Origin of the sequence: Microbispora sp. NPDC088329 (genome assembly GCF_040685655.1) — a bacterium.
Classification (GTDB): Bacteria; Actinomycetota; Actinomycetes; order Streptosporangiales; family Streptosporangiaceae; genus Microbispora.
Window position 1 is genome coordinate 37,905 of record NZ_JBFBIP010000010.1, and the last position, 17,992, is coordinate 55,896.

17 protein-coding genes are annotated in these 17,992 nt (G+C 73.0%); 6 read left to right on the top strand and 11 right to left on the bottom strand.

Annotation, left to right across the window (positions count from 1 at the left end; translation table 11 throughout):
- Positions 1 to 84: 84 nt before the first annotated feature.
- Together AB0O28_RS20025 and AB0O28_RS20030 are read right to left on the bottom strand one after the other, a co-directional pair.
- A complete protein-coding gene (locus tag AB0O28_RS20025; protein WP_363642181.1) occupies positions 85 to 810 on the bottom strand; it encodes a response regulator transcription factor in 726 nt (241 codons plus the stop codon).
- A gap of 79 nt (positions 811 to 889) precedes the next feature.
- Positions 890 to 1,978, bottom strand: coding sequence for a histidine kinase (locus tag AB0O28_RS20030; RefSeq protein WP_363642183.1), 1,089 nt, complete (start codon positions 1,976 to 1,978; stop codon positions 890 to 892).
- Positions 1,979 to 2,208: 230 nt separating this feature from the next.
- On the opposite strand from AB0O28_RS20030, the gene AB0O28_RS20035 reads away from it, so the two are divergent.
- Both AB0O28_RS20035 and AB0O28_RS20040 read left to right on the top strand, forming a co-directional pair.
- On the top strand, positions 2,209 to 3,627 hold the full coding sequence (locus AB0O28_RS20035; protein ID WP_363642185.1) for an APC family permease: 1,419 nt from the start codon (positions 2,209 to 2,211) through the stop codon (positions 3,625 to 3,627).
- Between the two features lie 101 nt (positions 3,628 to 3,728).
- Positions 3,729 to 4,370 carry a phosphatase PAP2 family protein gene (locus tag AB0O28_RS20040; protein WP_363642187.1) on the top strand — a complete coding sequence of 214 codons (642 nt, stop codon included), beginning with the start codon at positions 3,729 to 3,731 and terminating at the stop codon, positions 4,368 to 4,370.
- A gap of 17 nt (positions 4,371 to 4,387) precedes the next feature.
- Here the strand turns inward: AB0O28_RS20040 and AB0O28_RS20045 are convergent, their stop codons facing one another.
- Positions 4,388 to 4,882 (bottom strand): MarR family transcriptional regulator, encoded by a 495-nt coding sequence (locus AB0O28_RS20045; protein WP_363642189.1) that lies wholly within the window; start codon positions 4,880 to 4,882, stop codon positions 4,388 to 4,390.
- 140 nt (positions 4,883 to 5,022) lie between these two features.
- Here AB0O28_RS20045 and AB0O28_RS20050 point away from each other — a divergent pair, with 140 nt between their 5' ends.
- A complete protein-coding gene (locus AB0O28_RS20050; RefSeq protein ID WP_363642191.1) occupies positions 5,023 to 6,219 on the top strand; it encodes an FAD-dependent monooxygenase in 1,197 nt (398 codons plus the stop codon).
- A gap of 55 nt (positions 6,220 to 6,274) precedes the next feature.
- On the opposite strand, the gene AB0O28_RS20055 is transcribed toward AB0O28_RS20050, so the two are convergent.
- From AB0O28_RS20055 to AB0O28_RS20070, 4 genes are all read right to left on the bottom strand, one after another.
- The gene (locus tag AB0O28_RS20055) at positions 6,275 to 6,967 is read right to left on the bottom strand and encodes a response regulator transcription factor (RefSeq protein ID WP_363642193.1); all 693 of its coding nucleotides are present in this window, start codon (positions 6,965 to 6,967) and stop codon (positions 6,275 to 6,277) included.
- Positions 6,968 to 7,114: 147 nt separating this feature from the next.
- Positions 7,115 to 7,603 (bottom strand): GerMN domain-containing protein, encoded by a 489-nt coding sequence (locus AB0O28_RS20060; RefSeq protein WP_363642195.1) that lies wholly within the window; start codon positions 7,601 to 7,603, stop codon positions 7,115 to 7,117.
- Positions 7,604 to 7,647: 44 nt separating this feature from the next.
- The gene (locus tag AB0O28_RS20065) at positions 7,648 to 9,126 is read right to left on the bottom strand and encodes a HAMP domain-containing sensor histidine kinase (protein ID WP_363642197.1); all 1,479 of its coding nucleotides are present in this window, start codon (positions 9,124 to 9,126) and stop codon (positions 7,648 to 7,650) included.
- Positions 9,127 to 9,173: 47 nt separating this feature from the next.
- The gene (locus AB0O28_RS20070; protein ID WP_363642199.1) at positions 9,174 to 9,848 is read right to left on the bottom strand and encodes a response regulator transcription factor; all 675 of its coding nucleotides are present in this window, start codon (positions 9,846 to 9,848) and stop codon (positions 9,174 to 9,176) included.
- Between the two features lie 191 nt (positions 9,849 to 10,039).
- Between AB0O28_RS20070 and vanY-N the strand changes: the two genes are divergently transcribed.
- Positions 10,040 to 10,612 (top strand): D,D-peptidase/D,D-carboxypeptidase VanY-N, encoded by a 573-nt coding sequence (gene vanY-N / locus AB0O28_RS20075; protein WP_363642201.1) that lies wholly within the window; start codon positions 10,040 to 10,042, stop codon positions 10,610 to 10,612.
- A gap of 93 nt (positions 10,613 to 10,705) precedes the next feature.
- The gene (locus AB0O28_RS20080; RefSeq protein WP_363642203.1) at positions 10,706 to 11,962 is read left to right on the top strand and encodes a serine hydrolase domain-containing protein; all 1,257 of its coding nucleotides are present in this window, start codon (positions 10,706 to 10,708) and stop codon (positions 11,960 to 11,962) included.
- 73 nt (positions 11,963 to 12,035) lie between these two features.
- Here AB0O28_RS20080 and AB0O28_RS20085 read toward each other — a convergent pair whose 3' ends face one another.
- The 3 genes from AB0O28_RS20085 to AB0O28_RS20095 form a co-directional block, all read right to left on the bottom strand.
- Positions 12,036 to 13,889 (bottom strand): histidine kinase, encoded by a 1,854-nt coding sequence (locus AB0O28_RS20085; protein ID WP_363642205.1) that lies wholly within the window; start codon positions 13,887 to 13,889, stop codon positions 12,036 to 12,038.
- Positions 13,890 to 16,040 carry a DUF6596 domain-containing protein gene (locus AB0O28_RS20090; RefSeq protein WP_363642207.1) on the bottom strand — a complete coding sequence of 717 codons (2,151 nt, stop codon included), beginning with the start codon at positions 16,038 to 16,040 and terminating at the stop codon, positions 13,890 to 13,892.
- Positions 16,041 to 16,151: 111 nt separating this feature from the next.
- On the bottom strand, positions 16,152 to 16,502 hold the full coding sequence (locus tag AB0O28_RS20095) for a YciI family protein (protein WP_363642209.1): 351 nt from the start codon (positions 16,500 to 16,502) through the stop codon (positions 16,152 to 16,154).
- A 489-nt stretch (positions 16,503 to 16,991) separates the two neighbouring features.
- Here AB0O28_RS20095 and AB0O28_RS20100 point away from each other — a divergent pair, with 489 nt between their 5' ends.
- A complete protein-coding gene (locus AB0O28_RS20100) occupies positions 16,992 to 17,792 on the top strand; it encodes a DUF998 domain-containing protein (protein WP_363642211.1) in 801 nt (266 codons plus the stop codon).
- Here the strand turns inward: AB0O28_RS20100 and AB0O28_RS20105 are convergent.
- Positions 17,776 to 17,970 (bottom strand): hypothetical protein, encoded by a 195-nt coding sequence (locus AB0O28_RS20105; protein WP_363642213.1) that lies wholly within the window; start codon positions 17,968 to 17,970, stop codon positions 17,776 to 17,778. The two genes, AB0O28_RS20100 and AB0O28_RS20105, sit on opposite strands and share 17 nt — an antisense overlap.
- Positions 17,971 to 17,992 lie beyond the last annotated feature (22 nt).

Sequence of the window (17,992 nt, forward strand, 5' to 3'; positions counted from 1 at the left end):
ACGGTACGACCGGAGGTCCGGGCGGCGGCGAGAGCACTCCCGCCGCCCGGACCCGTGTGCGCCTCGGCGGCGCCCGGGTCCGGTTCAGGGAGACGAGTGCCGTCCCCGGAGGCCGGGCCCGGGACGGAGGCGGGGCGTCGGCCGATCGCGGTGCGGCGAGATGAGCGAGGCGCCCAGCGCCTTGTTGACCGCGTCGATCCGGGAGACCGCGCCGAGCTTGGTGAAGACGTTGTGCAGGTGCCGTTTGACCGTCGCCTCGGTGAGGGTGAGCCGGGTGGCGATCTGCTGGTTGCTCAGCGCCTGGGCGGCGAGCTCGAGAATCTCCCGCTCCCTACCGGTCAGCACCACCCGCGACCCGCCCCCCTGTATCCCATCCCCCTGCAGCTGGGCGAACGCGTCGCGCGAGACGGCGAGCACGAGCCGGTCGGGGTCGTTCCTGACGCTTTTGACGGCCGAGATCAGCTCCTGGCGGTGCACGCTCTTCAGCAGGTAGCCGCGGACACCGGCCGCGAGCAGGCGGCTCAGCAACTGCGGGCCGTCGTACATGCTGAGGATGATGATCTGCGACTCGGGTGAGATCGCGCGCATCCGGGCCACGGTCCGCGTGGCGTCGTCACCGGGGATCTCGACGTCCAAGAGGACCACATCGGGCCGCTCCCGCTCCACCAGGGCCACCGCCCCGCCGGAGTCGCCCGCCTCGCCGACGACCTCGAAGTCCTCCTGGGCCTCCAGGATTTCGCGCAGGCCCTCCCGGAACAACGCGTGGTCGTCGATGAGGGCGATGGTGATCGGGCTGCCGGACCGGCTCATCGGATACCTCCGGGGAGACCCCTGCTCGGGCGGGATGGAATCGGACCCAACGGTGGTGTGGGACGGGCACCGGCCGCCGTCAACCGTCGAGCCGGGAGAAGGGCACGTGCAGTTCGACGTGTGTGCCGTGACCGGGCCTGCTCGTGACGGTGGCCGTCCCTCCGATGATCGCGGCACGCTCCCGCATCGACAGCAGGCCGACCCCGTCCGGCCGGCCGCTCCCCTCGGCGAAGCCCAGGCCGTCGTCGTCCACGGACGCCCGCAGTTCGTGCGGGGCGAAGTCGACCCGGATCAGCACCTTGGTGGGATCGCCGTGGCTGAGCGCGTTCCTGGTCGCCTCGCGCAGGATGAGGAAGGACTCGTCGCACACGGCGGGGGAGGCCCACGTCTCGTCTCCGCTGACCCGCAGCCGGACGTCCACGTCGTCCACGTCCACGGTCTCGAGGTAGTAGAGCAGGGCCTTCTCCAGGCTGCCCCGCGGCTCATGCGGGTGCAGTTCGCCGGTGACCGCGCGCAGGTTCCGCATGGTCTCCAGGATGGCCCGCTGGGCGGTCTCCACCTTGGCGGTCGCCGTGGCGGGCTTGCTCGCCCTGTGCATGTCGTACAGCTCCAGCTGCCGGTGGGCGGCGCTGAGGCCGTGCCCGATCCGGTCGTGCAGCTCGCGGGCGATCCGGCGGCGCTCCTCGATCTGGGCCTCGCGGACCTTGTCGAGCAGGAAGCTGGAGTAGCCGGCCGCCGACTCCCTGATCCGCGCCGTGACGCTGCGCTCCAGCCCCAGCACGACCAGCGCGAACAGCCGCATCGACGCGCCGTCGCCGGGCATCCGCTCCAGCAGGTGGGCCACCACCGTCTGGAACCACACCGAGGCCGCTCGTAGCGACTCGTCCGGATGAACCCCGGTCGCCGCCCTGGTCGCGCCCACCTCCCACGCGATGAGCTTGTGGGAGTCGCCCACCCTGATGCTGCCGGCTCGCAGCGTCTCGGCCACGTCGTCGAGGATCTGCTCGGCGTTGGCCAGCGTCTGCCGGAGGGCGACCGGATCACGGCTGATCGGGCTGTCCAGTGCCGCGAGGCTCTGTGCGTACGCTTCCAGAATTTCGGCGCGATGCGCTTCCAGGAAACCCTCGACGTCCGGGACCGCCGCCCCCGGATTTCGGTCTCCCGCCAATGGACCCCCCGAGAGAAAGCGGACGAGTGCCTCCATCCTGGACCACGCCGCATGTCCAGACAATGAGAATCGCGATGCCGGCGGGAGAGGCCGGACCTACACCTTTCGATACCTCCCGCCGATCGTCCGGATGATTTCCGGCGCACTGTAGTGGCTGTTTCCTTGCCCGTTGACCAGGGCGTTCATAGCGTCGGTGCGGTCATGCTCCGCCGAATGGAAGGTGAGCGCGAATGGCTCGGACGAGCGTCACGTCCCGCGTCACCCCTGCCGTCACACCTGCCGTCACACCCACGGTTTCACCACGGGCGGCCTCACTCGGGGCGGCCTCATCCTGTGCCGCCTCATCTGGGGCCGCCCCGGGGGGCCGCCTCACGGCGGCCCAGGGCACCGCCATGTATGTCGGCGCGGTGCTCGGCACGGGCGTGATCGCCCTGCCCGCGCTCGCGGCCCAGGCCGCCGGGCCGGCGTCGTTGCTGGCCTGGCTCGGCCTGGTCGTGCTGTCCGCCCCGCTGGCCGCGGCGTTCGCCGCGCTCGGCGCGCGCCATCCGGACTCCGGAGGCGTGTCGACCTATGCCCGCCTCGCCTTCGGGGACCGGGCCGCCGTCGTCGTCGGCTGGTGCTTCTACTTCGCGATACCGCCGAGCGCCGCCGCCGCGGCGCTGTTCGGCGGCGAATACGTCGCCGCGGCGGTGGGCGGCGGCACCGGCACGGCGACGCTGACGGCGGCGGCGCTGATGACGGTCGTGACCGTGTCGAACGCCTCCGGGCTGCGGGTGACCGGCCGGGTCCAGCTCGGGCTGGCCGGGCTGCTCGTCGCGTTGCTCGTCGTCGCCGTCGCGTTGTCGCTCCCGCACGCCGACGCGGCCAACCTGCGGCCGTTCGCCCCGCACGGCTGGACGGCGATCGGCCCGGCGGCGGCCCTGCTGGTGTGGAGCTTCGCCGGCTGGGAGGCGATCACCCACCTCGCCGCCGATTTCCGCAGGCCGTCCAGGGACCTGCCCAGGGCGGCCACGGCCGCCGTCGTGCTGGTCGGCGTGCTGTACCTGTCGGTCGCCTTCGCCACCGTCGCGGTCCTCGGCCCGGCCGCCGGAGGCGCGCGGGCGCCCCTCGGTGACCTGCTGGCCCTCGGTCTCGGCGGCAACGCCCGGCTGCTCGCCGCCGTGGCCGCCCTGCTGCTGACGCTCGGCGCGATGAACGCGTACTGGGCCGGGGCGGCCAAGCTCGGCGCGGCCCTCGGCCGCGACGGCGCCCTGCCCGGCTGGCTCTCCCGGGGCAGCGTGGCCGGGGAGGTGCCCCGGCGCAGCCTCGCGGTCGTCGCCGTGCTGTCCTTCCTCGCCCTCGCCGTCGTGTACGCGGCGGGGACCGGCATCCGTCCGCTGGTGCTGATGACCAACGGGTCCTTCGTGGTGGTCTACGCGATCGGCGTGGCGGCCGCCATCCGGCTGCTGCCGCGCGGCCGGGCCAGGGCCGCCGCCCTGCTCGCGCTCGTGGCGGTCGCCCTGCTGGTCGCCGCGTCGGGCGTCTACCTCGTCTGGCCGCTGCTGATCGGCGGCGCCGCCCTGGCTTACGCGCGGTTCACCCGCAGGGAGACGGCCGTTCCGGCCGGCGCGCGCGAGGAGGAGGAGGCGACCGTCCCGGCGCACCGTTGACGAAAGTGAGGGGTCACCGGTGACTTTCCGTAAGTGCCCGCCGTATCGCCCGGCTCTAGGGTCGATGGGCCGGACGGCGGCACGCACACGGAGGGGAACCGGTGAGCAACGAGATCGAGGACGTCCCGGACATCAGCGCCGAGTGGTATCGGGAGGTCACCGCGTTCGCCCAGCACACCCCTGCATGGGTGCGCGACGCGGCGGAGGTCGCGACGGACGCCGTCCCCGCGCTCCTTTTCGCGTTCCTCGTCTTCGGCTGGTGGCGGGCGCGGCGGGGGGACGACCGCCGCATGGCGCTCGCGCTGCTCGCACCGCTCGCGGTGGTGGGGGCCTATCTCGCGAGTGAGGGCGTCAAGAGCGTCCTGCGGCTGCGGCGCCCCTGCTGGGACCTCGCCGACGTGGTCACGGTGGCGCCCTGCCCGCCGTACGGCGACTGGTCGCTGCCGAGCAACCACGCGACCTTCGGCGCGGCGGCGGCCGTCGCGCTGGTCGCCCTGTGGCGCGGCATGGCGCTGGTGGCGCCGGTGCTCGCGCTGCTGGAGGCGTTCTCCCGGGTCTTCGTCGGCGTCCACTACCCGCACGACGTGGCGGCGGGGCTGTTGTTCGGCGCGGTGACCGCGGCGCTGGTCCTGAAGGCCCTGCGGAATCCCGCGACCGCCCTGGTCGCCGCGATGCGGCGACACCCGGCGCTGGCGGCGGTGCTGACCACCGCACGCCCGCCGGTCCCGCCTCTCAGGCGATGACGGCGGGCGCGGCGAGCTCAGCCGTCCTCAAGGGTGGCCAGGTGAGCGGTGACGTCGTCGGCGAAGCGGGCCAGCAGGCGGCCGAGGTCTTCGCGGTCCTGCTCCGACCAGTGGGCGATGGCGCCGGTGAACCAGCCGATGAGCGTCCGCGCGTAGCGGTCGGCGGCCGCCGTGCCCTCGCCGGTCGGCTCGATGAAGCTGACGCGGCGGTCGTTCGGGTCGCCGATGCGGCGGACGAGGCCGCGGCGCTCCAACTGCTGAACCTGCCGGGTGACGTGGGGCTGGACGACCTGCATCTTCTCCGCGATCTCGCTGATCCGCAGCGGCTTGTCGGCCAGATGCACGGACATCAGGACGGAGAAGGCCGGGCGATCCACCTCGATCCCGGCGGCTTTCATCGCGTGCTCGGTCAGGCGGCCGCGGCTGACGGCGTTGCCCAGCTGCGTGAGGCGGGGCATCACGGCCAGCACCTGGTCGTCCACGCCGGCGCGGCCCTCGGGTTCGGCGTTCATCGGCGGCTCCGGTTGCATACTTAACACATGTATCTATACGGTGGATCGTGTCGATGTTCATGGCGGCATTGCGTCCGCAAAAAGGATACCTAAAGTAAGCATCTGTTGCTTGCGGCAGGTACGGACAGGAAGGACTCCGAATGAACCGCACGATCCTCATCTCAGGGGCCAGTATCGCCGGTCCGTCGCTGGCCTACTGGCTGACCCGCTACGGCTTCAAGGTCACTGTCGTGGAGAAGGCCTCCCACCTGCGCGGGGGAGGGTACCCCATCGACATCCGCGGCACCGCACGCGACGTCGTCGAGCGCATGGGCCTGATGGCGCGCTTACGGCGGCTCCACGTGGACACCCGCCGGATCACCTTCCTCGACACCGACGGCTCGGTCCTCACCAGCCTGCGGCCGGAGGCCGTCACCGGCGGCGCCGAGGGTCTCGACCTCGAAGTGCGCAGGGGCGATCTGGCCGACTGCCTCTACGGCCTGGTGGGGGACAAGGCCGAGTTCCTGTTCGGCGACTCCATCGCCGCCCTCGACGACCGAGGCGGCCACGTGGAGGTCACCTTCGACAGCGGTGCCCGTCGCGCGTTCGACCTGGTGATCGGCGCCGACGGCCTGCACTCCAACACCCGGGGCCTGGCCTTCGGCCCGGAGGAGCGCTACCACCGCTATCTCGGTTTCTGCTTCGCCGTCTTCACGCTGCCCAACGAGCTCGGCCTCGAGCACGAGGCGGTGTTATGGAACACCCCAGGACGGGCCGCCGCCCTCTACGCACAGGAATCCGGCGATCGGGTGTACGGCTTCCTGACCTTCGCGCAGGACGAACCACCCTTCGCGGCCTTCCGCATCCCGCGGGCGCAGCGCGACCTCGTGGCCGCGACGTTCCCCGACACCGTGTGGGAGATCCCCAGGATGGTGGCGGCGATGCGCGAGGCCGGCGACCTGTTCTTCGACATCGTCAGCCAGATCCACATGCCCGCCTGGTCCACCGGCCGGGTCGCGCTCGTCGGCGACGCCGCGTACGCGACGTCGTTCATGTCGGGCCAGGGGTCGAGCGTGTCGCTGGTGGGTGCGTACGTCCTGGCCGGTGAGCTGGCCACCCACAGGAGCGATCACGCGGCGGCCTTCGCGGCGTACGAGAAGACGATCCGGGGCTTCGTGGAGCGCAACCAGGCCCTCGCCACGGAGGGCGGCAGCGCGCTCGCCCCGCGCACCCGGCGGCATCTCGACGCGCGGAACGCGATGTTGCGCGGCGATACGGCGCTGCGGACCAGGGCCGAGGGCCGCTCCGCCGTCACCTCCCTGGACCTGCCCGACTACGAGCACGCACTCGGAAGCTGAACCGCATCCGGCGGCCGGCGCGACGGCGGAGCAGGCCGAGGCCGATCGGCGGCGACTAGCGCACGTCCGCCAGCCCCGCCTCGTGGGCGATGAGCGCCGCCCGCACCCGGTTGGGCACGCCGAGCTTGGCCATGATCGTGCTCACGTAGGTCTTGACGCTGCCCTCGGTGAGGTGCAGGCGGGCGGCGATGCCCGCGTTCGGCAGGCCCTCGCCGACCAGGGCGAGCACCTCGCGCTCCCGGCCGGTCAGGGCGGCGACGCGCTCGCGGGCCGCGGTGGCGCGTGCCAGCCGGTCTCCGGCGAGCCCCCGGATGACCCGCGCGGCCACCGGCGGCGACAGGTACGCCCCGCCGTCGGCCGCTGCCCGCACCCCGAGGGGGAACTCACGTGGATCGCCGGTCTTCAGCAGAAACCCCGCCGCACCGTCGCCCAGCGCCCGGGCGATGTAGGCGTCCTCGCCGAAGGACGTCATGATCAAGACGGCGGTGCCGGGAGCGGCCCTGCGCACCTCGGCCGAGGCGGCCAGCCCGTCCAGGCCGGGCATCCGGATGTCGACGAGCGCGACGTCGGGCCGGTGCGCCAGGACGGCGTCCACCAGCTCACGCCCGTCGGCGGCCTCGGCGACCACGTCGATGCCGGGGTCCGCCGCGAGGATCGCCCGGACCCCGGCGCGGATCACCGGTTCGTCGTCGGCCAGGACCACCCGGATCGCGTGCACCGCTTTGCCGACCACGGGTCCGTCAACCACTGTTCTGTCAAACACCGTTCCGTCAACCACGGGTCGATGCTACGGAACATGCCGCGAGCATCGACGTCACGCCACCGTCAGCCGCACGCTTCACGCGATCGACCGAGACCACGGCGATCTGTCCGGAGTGATGGACAGGTCATATCGTCACGCGGGGCAGTTCCGAGGGCCGGCGCTCTGCCCGGCACCGACGACGGTGATCTGGGCAGAGCCCTCCGGCACGAAGGCGGCGGCCGTGCACACGATCTGCGCGACGGCCAGTGTGGACAGTTCGCCGGCCGGAGTGGACAGGGTCACCACCAGACGGCCGGACGGCTTGACGGTCACCGAGAACGGAGCGGCTTCGGGCGGGACGTCGGTGGTGAACCCGTCCGCCTGTTCCGTCGTGGTGGGCCCCGCGGCCAGCAGCGCGAGCGTGTCCGCCGGGGGCAGCCGACGACCGGGCCGCGTCACCGCGCTGAGCCGGCCGTTCTTCACCAGGTAGAAAGTGACGGCTGGTGTGACGGTCGGTGCGACGGCTCCGCTCGGCGGGTCGCCGGCGCGGATGACGTCGCTGGGTCGCACACCGCAGCCGGCCGTGGCGACGAGCGATACGAGGCACGCGGCGAGCACGCGGCGGGCGAGCCCTGGCCTCACCCCGGGCCTCACCCCAGGCCTCACCCCGGTCCTCACTCCGGTCCTCACTCCGGGCCTCCGTCCGGATCGTGTGCCCGGCGTGGCAGGCGCAGCGTGAACACGGCGCCGCCGTCCGGGGCGTTGGCAACGGTGAGGTCGCCCCGATGCAGGCGCGCGTTCTCCCGCGCGATGGCGAGGCCGAGGCCGCTGCCCTCGGACCTGGCCCTGGCGGCGCTGGCTTTGTAGAACCGGTCGAACACGTGCGGCAGCACCGCTTCGCCCAGTCCCGGCCCGTGGTCGCGGACCTCGAGAGCGATCCAGTGCGGGTCGGCGGAAAGCCGTACCGACACCGGTGGCTCGCCGTGCCGCAGGGCGTTGCCGACCAGATTGGCGAGGATGACGTCCACTCGGCGCGGGTCCAGCCATGCCGTCACCGCGGGGGGAAGCTCGGTGTGCACCTGCTCCGGCCAGCCCCGGGCGCGCAGGGTGGCGCGCACCAGTTCGGCCACGTCGACCTCGTTCAGCGCGAGGGCCGCGACGCCGGAGTCGAACCTGCTGATCTCGATAAGGTCGTTCACCAGCCCGGTGAGATTGAGCGTCTCCTGGCTGACCAGCCTGGCGGCCCTGCCGGCGGGCTCGGGCAGCCTGGCCGCCTCCTCGTCGAGGACGTCGGCCACCGCGGCGAGCGCCGCCAGCGGGGTGCGCAGCTCGTGGGACACGTCGGCCACGAAGCGGCGGGCGTCGGCCTCCATCTCGCGGAGCTGCTCGACGTGCCGTTCCAGCTCCGCCGCGGTGTCGTTGAACGTGCGCGCCACGTCGGCCAGCTCGTCGGAGCCGCGGACCGCGATCCTGGTCCGCAGCTCGCCCTGGCCCAGCAGGCGTGCCGCCCGGCCGAGCTCGCGCACCGGCCCCAGCACGCCACGAGTGGCCAGCATCGCCAGCACGACCGCGAACGCCAGGGACGCGCCGCCGGTGAGCCAGGCGAATGCGGCGAGCCGGTCGATGCTGCGCTGTTCGGGAGCCAGGCTGTGCGCGACGTAGACCTCGATGCCGGACGCCCGCGCCGGCCGGTCCCCCTCGACGATCAGCATCGGCGTGCCGATGATCAGGTGGGGCCCGTCCGGCCACACCACGCGTTGCCACGCCATATCGCCGCCGGCCACCTTCCGCCGCAGCTCCTTGGGGATCGTTTCGGGATCCAGGCCGGGCCGGCACGGCCTGCCGGAAGGCAGACATGGCACGCCAGGAGTCAGGCACGGCACGCCGGGACGCAGGCATGGCGGGCCTGGGGCGGTCAGCGAGCGCGTCTCGTAATAGAAGGCGACCGCGTCGTCGTTCCCGTCGGACACGGTGTGGGCGATCTCGGCGAGCTCGGCCGGGCCCGGCGCCGGATTCCGCAACGGGAAGAGCGCCTGCAGGCGGCTTCTCACCGTCTGCACCGCGGCATCCTGGGCGCGCTCCAGAATGGCGTTGCGGGCCTGGACGTAGGCCGCGCCGGCCACCGCCGCCGCGGTGACCACGCACAGCAATGCGAACGCCAGCAACAGCCGGGTACGCAGTCCCAGGGTCGGACGAGGCGCCGCCGGCCGCTTCACACCGGCCCGAACCGGTACCCGAACCCGCGCACGGTCTGCACGTAGACGGGCGCCGCCGAGTCGTCCTCGATCTTCGCGCGCAATCGCTGCACGCACGCGTCCACGAGACGCGAGTCGCCGAAATACCCGTGCTCCCACACCGACTCCAGCAGCTGCTGGCGGCTGTGCACCCGGCCCGGCGCGCCGGAGAGCTCGAGCAGCAGGCGCAGCTCGGTCGGGGCGAGGCTGACCGGCATGCCGTGCTTGGCGACCACCAGCCCGGCCCGATCGATGGTCAGGTCCGCATGCCGCTCCAGCTCCGCCTGCTCCCGGCCGTTCCGCCGGAGCACCGCGCGGATGCGCGCCTCGAGCACCCTGGGCTGCACCGGCTTGACCACGTAGTCGTCGGCGCCCGCCTCCAGCCCGGCCACCACGTCCATGTCGTCGCCGCGTGCGGTGAGCATGATGATCGGCATCTCACCCACGGCCCGGATGCGGCGGCAGACCGCGAACCCGTCCATGCCGGGCAACATCAGGTCGAGCACGACGACGTCGGGAGGGTCCGCACGCAGCCGGTCCAGCCCCTGCTCGCCGGACTCCGCCGCGTGCACCCGGTGCCCGTGCCGGGTGAGGGCCAGTTCGAGGCCCTCCCGCACGGCCGGGTCATCCTCGATCAACAACACTCGCGACACGCCGCCGAGTATCACAGAACGCTCCGTAGCTTGCCCGCCGGTCGACTTCGTCCACTGTGGACCGGCCGTGTCCCCGCCACGTCAGCGCCTTGTCATGGTTGTGTCACGGTCGCGCCGGCGGTGACCGCCGTCGATGAACGGTGACATACGGCGGACGACGCGCGCACATTCTGCGCCGATCGTATGTCGTCATGAACGAACCACGCACCGTTCCACCTCGGCCCCGAGACCGGCTGTTCGCCGTGGTCACGCTGGTGCTCGCCGGGCTCCTGCTGCCCGCGGCGTTCATCCGGCGTCCTGGCCGCGCCCGCGAACTGGCCTGTCACTGGGCGTTGCGGATGCGATTCCCCGCCCAGGACCTCACCGGGCTCACCGACGGCGCGAGGGCGGCGTTCGCCGCCGCGCGGACCGAGGCGCTCTGGCGTCACGGCCTGCTCATCGGCCTCACCTCGGGCTACCGCGATCCCCTCGTCCAGCAACGGATGTTCGACGAGGAGGTGCGTCGTTCCGGGTCCGCGGTCTCGGCGCGAATGCTCGTGTCGCCACCGGCGGAATCCTCCCACGTCAAGGGCGTCGCGCTGGACGTGCGCCCGTACGAGGGCGCGCGCTGGCTCGAGGAGCACGGCGCCCGCTACGACCTCTACCGCATCTACGACAACGAGTGGTGGCACTTCGAGTACCGCCCGGACTGCGGCGGCACGCCGCCACGACGACGACCCCACCCCGGCGCGCGCCACGGCGGCGAGATCGGGGACCAGAGGTAGCCCGCGGCCGACAGCCTCCCGCCCGGAGCGGAGGCATGGGCCACAGCGCGTCAACGGTCAGTGTGACGATCGGAAAGGAAAGTGATCACGGAAATGGATTCCGTACGTGGTATCGGCCGGAGGCGGCTGCTCGGGTGGAGCGGGCTCGCGGCCGCCGGTGCGGCCTTCGGCGCGGTGGCCGGGGCGGTCGTCAACGCGCCGCCGGCGGGCGCCGAGCCCGGCCACGGGACCACCCCGGCCTCGACCGGCCCCGATATCCCGCCGGCCACCCGGCCCGGCGGCGCCTACGACCGGTACGTGGCGAAGCTGGCCGCCGAGGGCAGGTTCTCCGGTGTGGTGCTGCTGTCGCACCGGGGCCGGACGGTGCTCTCGCGCAGCTACGGCATGGCCGACGAGGAGAGGGGGATCCGCAATCACGAGGGCACCGCGTTCACCCTCAGCTCGGCGGGCAAGCCGTTCAACGCGATAGCCGTCCTGCAGCTGGCGCAGCAGGGCAGGCTACGGCTGACGGACACGGTCGGCGAACACCTGAAGGGCTTCGCCCCGGACATCGCCAAGAAGGTGACCATCCACCACATGCTCTCCGGCACCTCCGGGATGAACACCCCCGAAGAGGACATCCGACGGGTCTTCCAGAGCCGGGAGGAGGTCCACGAGTACCAGGAGCGGTGGGCCCGGCAGTCGAAGCTGGTGGGCACACCCGGCCTTCCCAACACGTTTCACGCCGGCGCCGAGACCGCCATTCCCGCACTGATCGTGGAGGCCGTGAGCGGCACGACGTACTGGGACTACGTCGAGGAGAACATCTTCCGCCGCTGCGGCATGACCGGCTCGGCGTTCTGCACCAGGCCGCAGTGGCTCACCGGCAAGCACATCGCGCACCCGTACATGAAACTCGCCGACGGAAGCCACGTCGACGCCATTCGCAACCTCGACAAGGGCAGCCCGTACGAGTACATCCTCGGCAGGAACCCCGGTCGTGCCTTCATCGACCCCATGGGGGACGGCGGCTTCGCCACCGCGCCGGACCTGGTCCGCTTCGCGAACGCGCTGTGCGACGGCACACTGCTGGACCGGCCGTGGGCCGACGTATTCACCGCGGCCAAGATCCCCCTCGGCCCGGCGGCGTTCGGCACGTACGGGCCCTCGGCCTCCATCGTCGGCGGCCAGTGGGTGCTCCAGCGCGCAGGTGGCAACCCCGGTGTCTGCGCCAACTGGAGCATCTACCCGGACACCGGCTGGGTCGGCGTCATCCTCGCCAACCGCGACGACGTGCCGTTGGTGGAGATGATCGAACGGGAGACGCACGCCATCACCGGAGCCTCGCCCGGCGGCGGGGCGGGCGGCTGAGGCGGTACGCCGGCCGACACGAGGAGAAGGGTCTCCTGAGCCCGGCGTCACACGGCAGTGGGGGCGCACTCAATCAAGGGCGCATGAGAGTCTTGCCGACCAGCCGGCCCCCGGCGAAGCACAGCCGGTAGAGCTTCAACTCGCCGAACGGCTCAGGGCTGGTGCCGTAGTAGCGGCACCGGGCGCCCGGCGCAATCGGCGGCTCTGGCCACGACGGATCGTCGATCCTGGTCCTGGCCGGAAGCACCGCCGCGACCTCGGATTCGGCCTGCCCGACCCGCAGCTTCGCGAACTCGGCCGGCGGCAGGACCGAGGTGACCGCCTCGTAGACCGTGAATCCCACCACGAACGCGACGACGCCGGCCGCCGCGGCCAGGGAGACCAGTGCGGCGGCCAGCCGCGTACGGCGCACCCGCCGCCGGGCCAGCGCCAGGTCCAGCGCCAGGTCCAGCTCCGCGGGCCGTGATCCCGCTGACGGGCCGTCGTACGGCTCGGCCGCGCCGGGTCCGCCGGGTCCAGCGCGTCCGCCGGGTCCGCCGGGGACGGCGGCGACGCCGGGAGCAGTGGTAATGCCGGGAGCGGCCACCGATGTGAGAGCGGCATCCTCCTCACCGGCGTCACCGGCGTCACCGGCCGCCGGAGCGCCGGTGGCGGGCAGCGAGACGGCGCGCCGGGAAGCGACATGCGGCAGCCGTACGGTCAGGGTGAAGCCCTCGCCGTCGGGGCCACCGGCCAGGGCGCCGCCCTCCAGACGCACCCGCTCCGCCAGGGCGCGCAGGCCGTATCCGCCCGTCACGCCGCGGCCGGGCCGTCGCGGTGCGGCGTTGGCGACCGTGACCACGGTCTCGCCGGGTGTGTGCACGAGCCGTACCGTGACCGGGGCGCCGGGAGCGTGCTTGGCGGCGTTGGTCAGCCCCTCGCGAACGACCCGCCGCACGGTGGTGTGCACCGGCGCGGACATCCGGGCCTCCTCCTGCGCGCCGTGCAGCACGACCGGCATTCCGGCGGCCCCGGCGCGCCGGACCAGCTCGCCCACGGTCTCCGCGTGCGCGTGACTCTTGGGCGGGTCCTCGTCGGCCGGGCCGGGATCGTCTCCGGTCCCGAGCAGGGCGACGTCATCGTCTGCGACGCCGTGCGGGTGGCTGTGAGGGTCGGCGTGGGGGGCGCCGTGGGGGGTGGCGCCCCTCAGCACGGCGACGACGTCGCGCAGGCGCTCCGCCGCGGCCGTGACCGCCTCGCGGGCCTCGCCCGCCGCCTGTCGGTGGCTCTCGGGAAGGCCGGGGGCGACCTCCAGGGCGCCGACCCGCAGCGCGACCAGGCTCAGGTCGTGGCCGAGCAGGTCATGCATCTCCCGCGCGATGGCGGCCCTCTCACGCAGCCTCGCCTGTTCGGCGAGCATGCGCCGCTCGCGCTCCAGGTGCCCGGCGCGCTCCCAGCCCGCCCTGGTGAGGGCCAGACCCTGGTGCCGGGCGTGGCCCGCGAGCCAGGGGACGAGTCCGAAGAGCGCGATGCCCGTGACGGCGAAGAACCACGCGCCCAGATCCCACTGGGCCGCGAGAAGCCACCGGACGAGCGGGACGACGACGGCGGCGACCACCGCGGCGGCCGACAGGCCGAGCAGGGCGGGCCGGGCCCGGTCCATGCGTACGCCGGCCAGATGGCTCATCACCGCCAGGACAGGGAAAAAGACGGTGGGGTCGCCCCGCACGGCCACCGAGCCCGCCCACAGCGCGGCGGCCACGAGCATCGCCGCCAGTGGCCGGGGCCGGGCGAGCACGACGGCGACGCCGGTCACCGTGAGCCCGGCGATCACCTCGGGCCAGATGTACCTGTCGGCCAGGGTGTGCGTGAGATTCGCCCACAGCGCCGGCAGGCCGAGGACGCCCCAGAGCAGGACGTCCTTGAGGTATGCCGCTTTCCTCCCCACTCACGCAACGGTATCCGCAGGTCGCGGAACCCTCACGAATCCGTGCAGGGTCCGGGCGCTCGCGTGGCCGGACAAGGCCATGAGCATCGGCGCGGACCAGCCGTCCTCGCCGAGGTGGGCCAGGCGCGAGTGGCGCAGGCGGTGCAGCGTGTAGCCGCCGCCCTCCGGGTCGAGGTCCACGGTGGCCCGTTTGAACAGGTACTCCGCCCGTTCGTACGACAGGCGGCCACGGCCCGTGTGCGGGCACAGGTCGGCCGCCGCCGGCATGCGGCCCGGCCCCGGTCTGCGGTCGGCGAGGAACAGCGGGCCGCGGCGGCGGTCCCCGACGAGAAGGGGCAGGAGCGCGGCCGTGCCGGACTGCCAGCGCAGCCAGTGGCCCCTGGCCTTCACCTCGCCGCGCATGCCGGGCAGGTCGAGGTCCTCCACGTCGAGCGAGAGCGCCCAGTCGGCCGGGGCCGCGCTCTCGTACAGCAGTCGCCACAGCGTGCGTTCGCGCAGTGGGACGCCCGGCCGTTCCCACAGACTTTCCAGCAGGGAGCGGTCGATGGGGCGGGTGCGGGCGCGGGGCTCGGGCCGCCGGTCGAGCGGGGCGGCGAGGCCGGCGGCGGCCCAGCCGCGTTCGGCCGCCCACGAGGCGAACGACCGCAACGCCGAGCGGTGCCGGTTCCAGGTGGCGCTTGCCGCCGCGCCCCACGCCGTGGCGAAGACCTCGGCGATCCGGTCGGGTGTCACGTCTCGCAGGGGGACGTCCTCTCCCAGGTGGCGGCACAGCCGCGACAGGGTCTGCTCGTAGGAGCGGACGGTGTCGGCGCTCAGTTCGGGCCGGGCGAGGAAGGTCCTCGCGGTCTCGCCGAGTGTGACGTCCTCATCCGCTCCGGCCTCCTCGGCGCAGGTCGCGGCCCGGCGCCGCAGCACCGCCCGTTCCGCGGCGTTGCGGGCGAGCGAGGCGGCGCGTTCGAACTCCGCCCGGGCCTCGTCGTGCCGGCCGAGCCGGGCCAGCAGATCTCCGCGTACGGCGGGCAGCAGGTGATAGCCCTTCAGCGCCGGTTCGCCGGTCAGCGTGTCCACCAGCGTGAGACCGGCGCGCGGTCCGTAGGCCATCGCGAGCGCGACCGCGCGGTTGAGCTGGACGACCGGAGTCGGCAACACCGTGACGAGAGCCTCGTAGAGCGCCGCGATCTGCGGCCAGTCGGTCTCCTCCGGCGTGGCGGCCCGCGCGTGACACGCCGCGATGGCCGCCTGCAGCACGTACGGGCCGAGGGGGCCGCCGGCCTCCCGCGCCCGCAGCAGCGCCACGAAACCGCGGCGGATGAGCAGCGGGTCCCAGCGCCCCCGATTCTGCTCGTGCAGCGGCACAGGCTCGCCCGACGGGCCGGTACGCGCGGCCGACCGCGACTGCTGAAGCTCCATCAGCGCGACCAGACCGTGCACCTCGGCCTCGTCGGGGGTCAGTTCGGCCAGCATGCGGCCCAGGCGCAGCGCCTCAAGACAGAGGGACGGGCGCATCAGGTCGTCGCCCGCCGTGGCCGAGTATCCCTCGTTGAACACCAAATAGATCACTTCGAGCACCGACGACAGCCGGGCCGCCCGTTCCGGCGCCGCCGGCACCTCGAAAGGGACGCCCGCGTCGGCGAGCGCCCGCTTGGCCCGCACGATCCGCTGCGCGACGGCGCTCTCGGAGACGAGGAAGGCCCGCGCGATCTCGTCGGTCCGCAGACCGCCCATCAGCCGCAGCGTGAGCGCGACCCGGGCCTCGGCGGACAGCACCGGATGACAGGAGACGAACATCAGCCGGAGGACGTCGTCGCCCACCTCTCCGTCGAGCGCGTCCATCACGTCGTCCACGTCACGTTCGCCGTCGCCGGAACGGGTGGCGAGGTCATGGGCGAGCCGCTCCTGCCCGCGGTCCCGCCGCTCCTCCCGCCGCAGATGGTCGACGGCACGGCGTTTGGCGACGGCCATGAGCCAGGCGCCCGGGGTGTCCGGGACACCCGCCTCGGGCCACTGCTCCAGCGCGGCGAGGACCGCGTCCTGCGCCAGTTCCTCCGCCAGGCCGACGTCGCCGACCATGCGGACGAGGCCGGCGACGATCCTCGCGGACTCCATCTTCCAGACCGCGTCCACGACGCGGTTCGCGTCCAGGGACGTCACCCGACCGATGACAGCACCGGCCCGCCCGCCGCGCAACCCGGCCTGTACGCCCAGGGGCCGGCCCCGACGGCGGCCGCGGGGCCGGGCAGCCGCTGCCCCCACCGGCCCGTGTCAGCGGGGGCCGGCTCCGGGAGCGTCTTCGGGGCCGAACACCTGCTGGACCGAGCCCTCACCGTCGCCGACGATCTCCCAGAAGCGGCGGGCCAGCTCCACGGCCTCCTCGCGGGAGCGTGCCTCGATCAGCGCGAAGCTGACGATCGCCTCCTTCGCTTCCGTGAAGGGGCCGTCGGTCACGGTGACCCGGCCACCGGATGAGACCATCCGCACGCCGCCCGGCTCCAGTCCGCCCGTGGCCAGCAGCACCCCGGCCCGGGTCATCTCCTCGATGAAGGCGCCCATCTCGGCCATCATCGCCGCGTCCGGGTTCGGGTCGGTGCCCTTGGTGGTCATCAGAAATCGCATCGGTCCTTCTCCTTCTTCCTGATCCTGCGGCCGCTTTCCGATCCTGCGGCCGGCCGGGGCCGGTGCCGGTCCCCGCCGTCACCTACACGTCGTACGGCATGAGCCGCATTCGACAGCTCCTCGTGGCCGGGCGCGGTGACCGGGGCTTTCGGGCGATGCGACAGGGAATGCGCATGTGACAGAGAATGCACGATCCGCCTCAGGCCGCAGGTGAGCGGGGTGGGCGGCAGGCGAGGTGGAGGGCTGGTCGAATCGCGCGGCCGCCGTTCGACGCGTCAGCGAGGCCGGACACCCGGCCGGAACACCGGAGACCGGAGCCCCCGGCGATCGGAGCCCCTGAGACCGGACGCCCAGGACCGGAAGCCCTGGGACCAGGAGCTCAGGGCCGAAAGCCCTGGGACCGGCCCCTGGGACCGGAGGCCCTGGGACCGGGAGCCTCCACGGACCGGACTTTCCGAGAACCGCGACGCCTGAAAGAAGGAAACGGCCATGACCGCCACGCAGGACACCACCCGGCCGACCGCTCAGTTCACCGCTCAGGCCCCTGCTCAGGCCACTGCTCAGGCCACTGCTCAGGCCACTGCTCAGGCCACTGCTCAGGTCGCTGTGCGGCCCGCCACGCCGGGGCCCAGGGCCGACAGGGGACCGACGCGTACCCTGCTCACCCGCGCCCTGCTCACCTGCGCCGTGCTCACCACGCCCCTCTTCGGGATCGTCTCGCTGACGCAGGCGTTCACCCGGGAGGGTTTCACCCTGCTGCGTCACCCCCTGAGCATGCTCAGCACGGGCGACCTCGGCTGGCTGCAGACAAGCAACTTCTGGATCACCGCCGTCCTGACGGTCGCGGGGGCGATCGGACTGCGCAGGGCCATGCGCGGCACGCCCGGAGGGGCGTGGGCGCCGCGGCTGCTGCTCGTCGAGGGCGCCGGGCTCGCGGCGGCGGGGGTCTTCGGCATGGACCCGGGGGACGGCTTCCCCGAGGGCACCCCGCTGGGCGCTCCGGCAGGGATGAGCTGGCACGCGATGCTGCACATGGCGGCCGGTTCCGTGGCCTTCACCGCCCTCATCGCGGCCTGCTTCGTCCTCGGCCGCCACTTCGCCCGCGCGGGCCGGGGCGGGCACGCGGCCGCCTCCCGTCTCAGCGGCCTGGCACTCCTGCTGGGCAACGGTTGGGCCATGTCCGGCGGGCGGGCCGGCTCTCTCACCCTGTGCGTCGGAGTGCTGGTCGCCATGGCCTGGGTCTCGACGGTGGCCGCGATCAAGCGTGCGGACCTCACCGGGCGACGTTGACGACGATCAGCACCAGGCCGGAGGTCACGCCGAGAGCCGGGAAGGCCGGGCGCGGCGAGGTGCCGGGCCCGCATCGGAACACCCCCGTGGTGCGGAAACCACGGGGGTCGCCGGCCGTCCACAGGCTGTGGATATCGCCTCGCTCCGGGCGACCGGTCGCCGCCGGGCGAGATCTCAAGCAACACCCCGCCGACGGCACG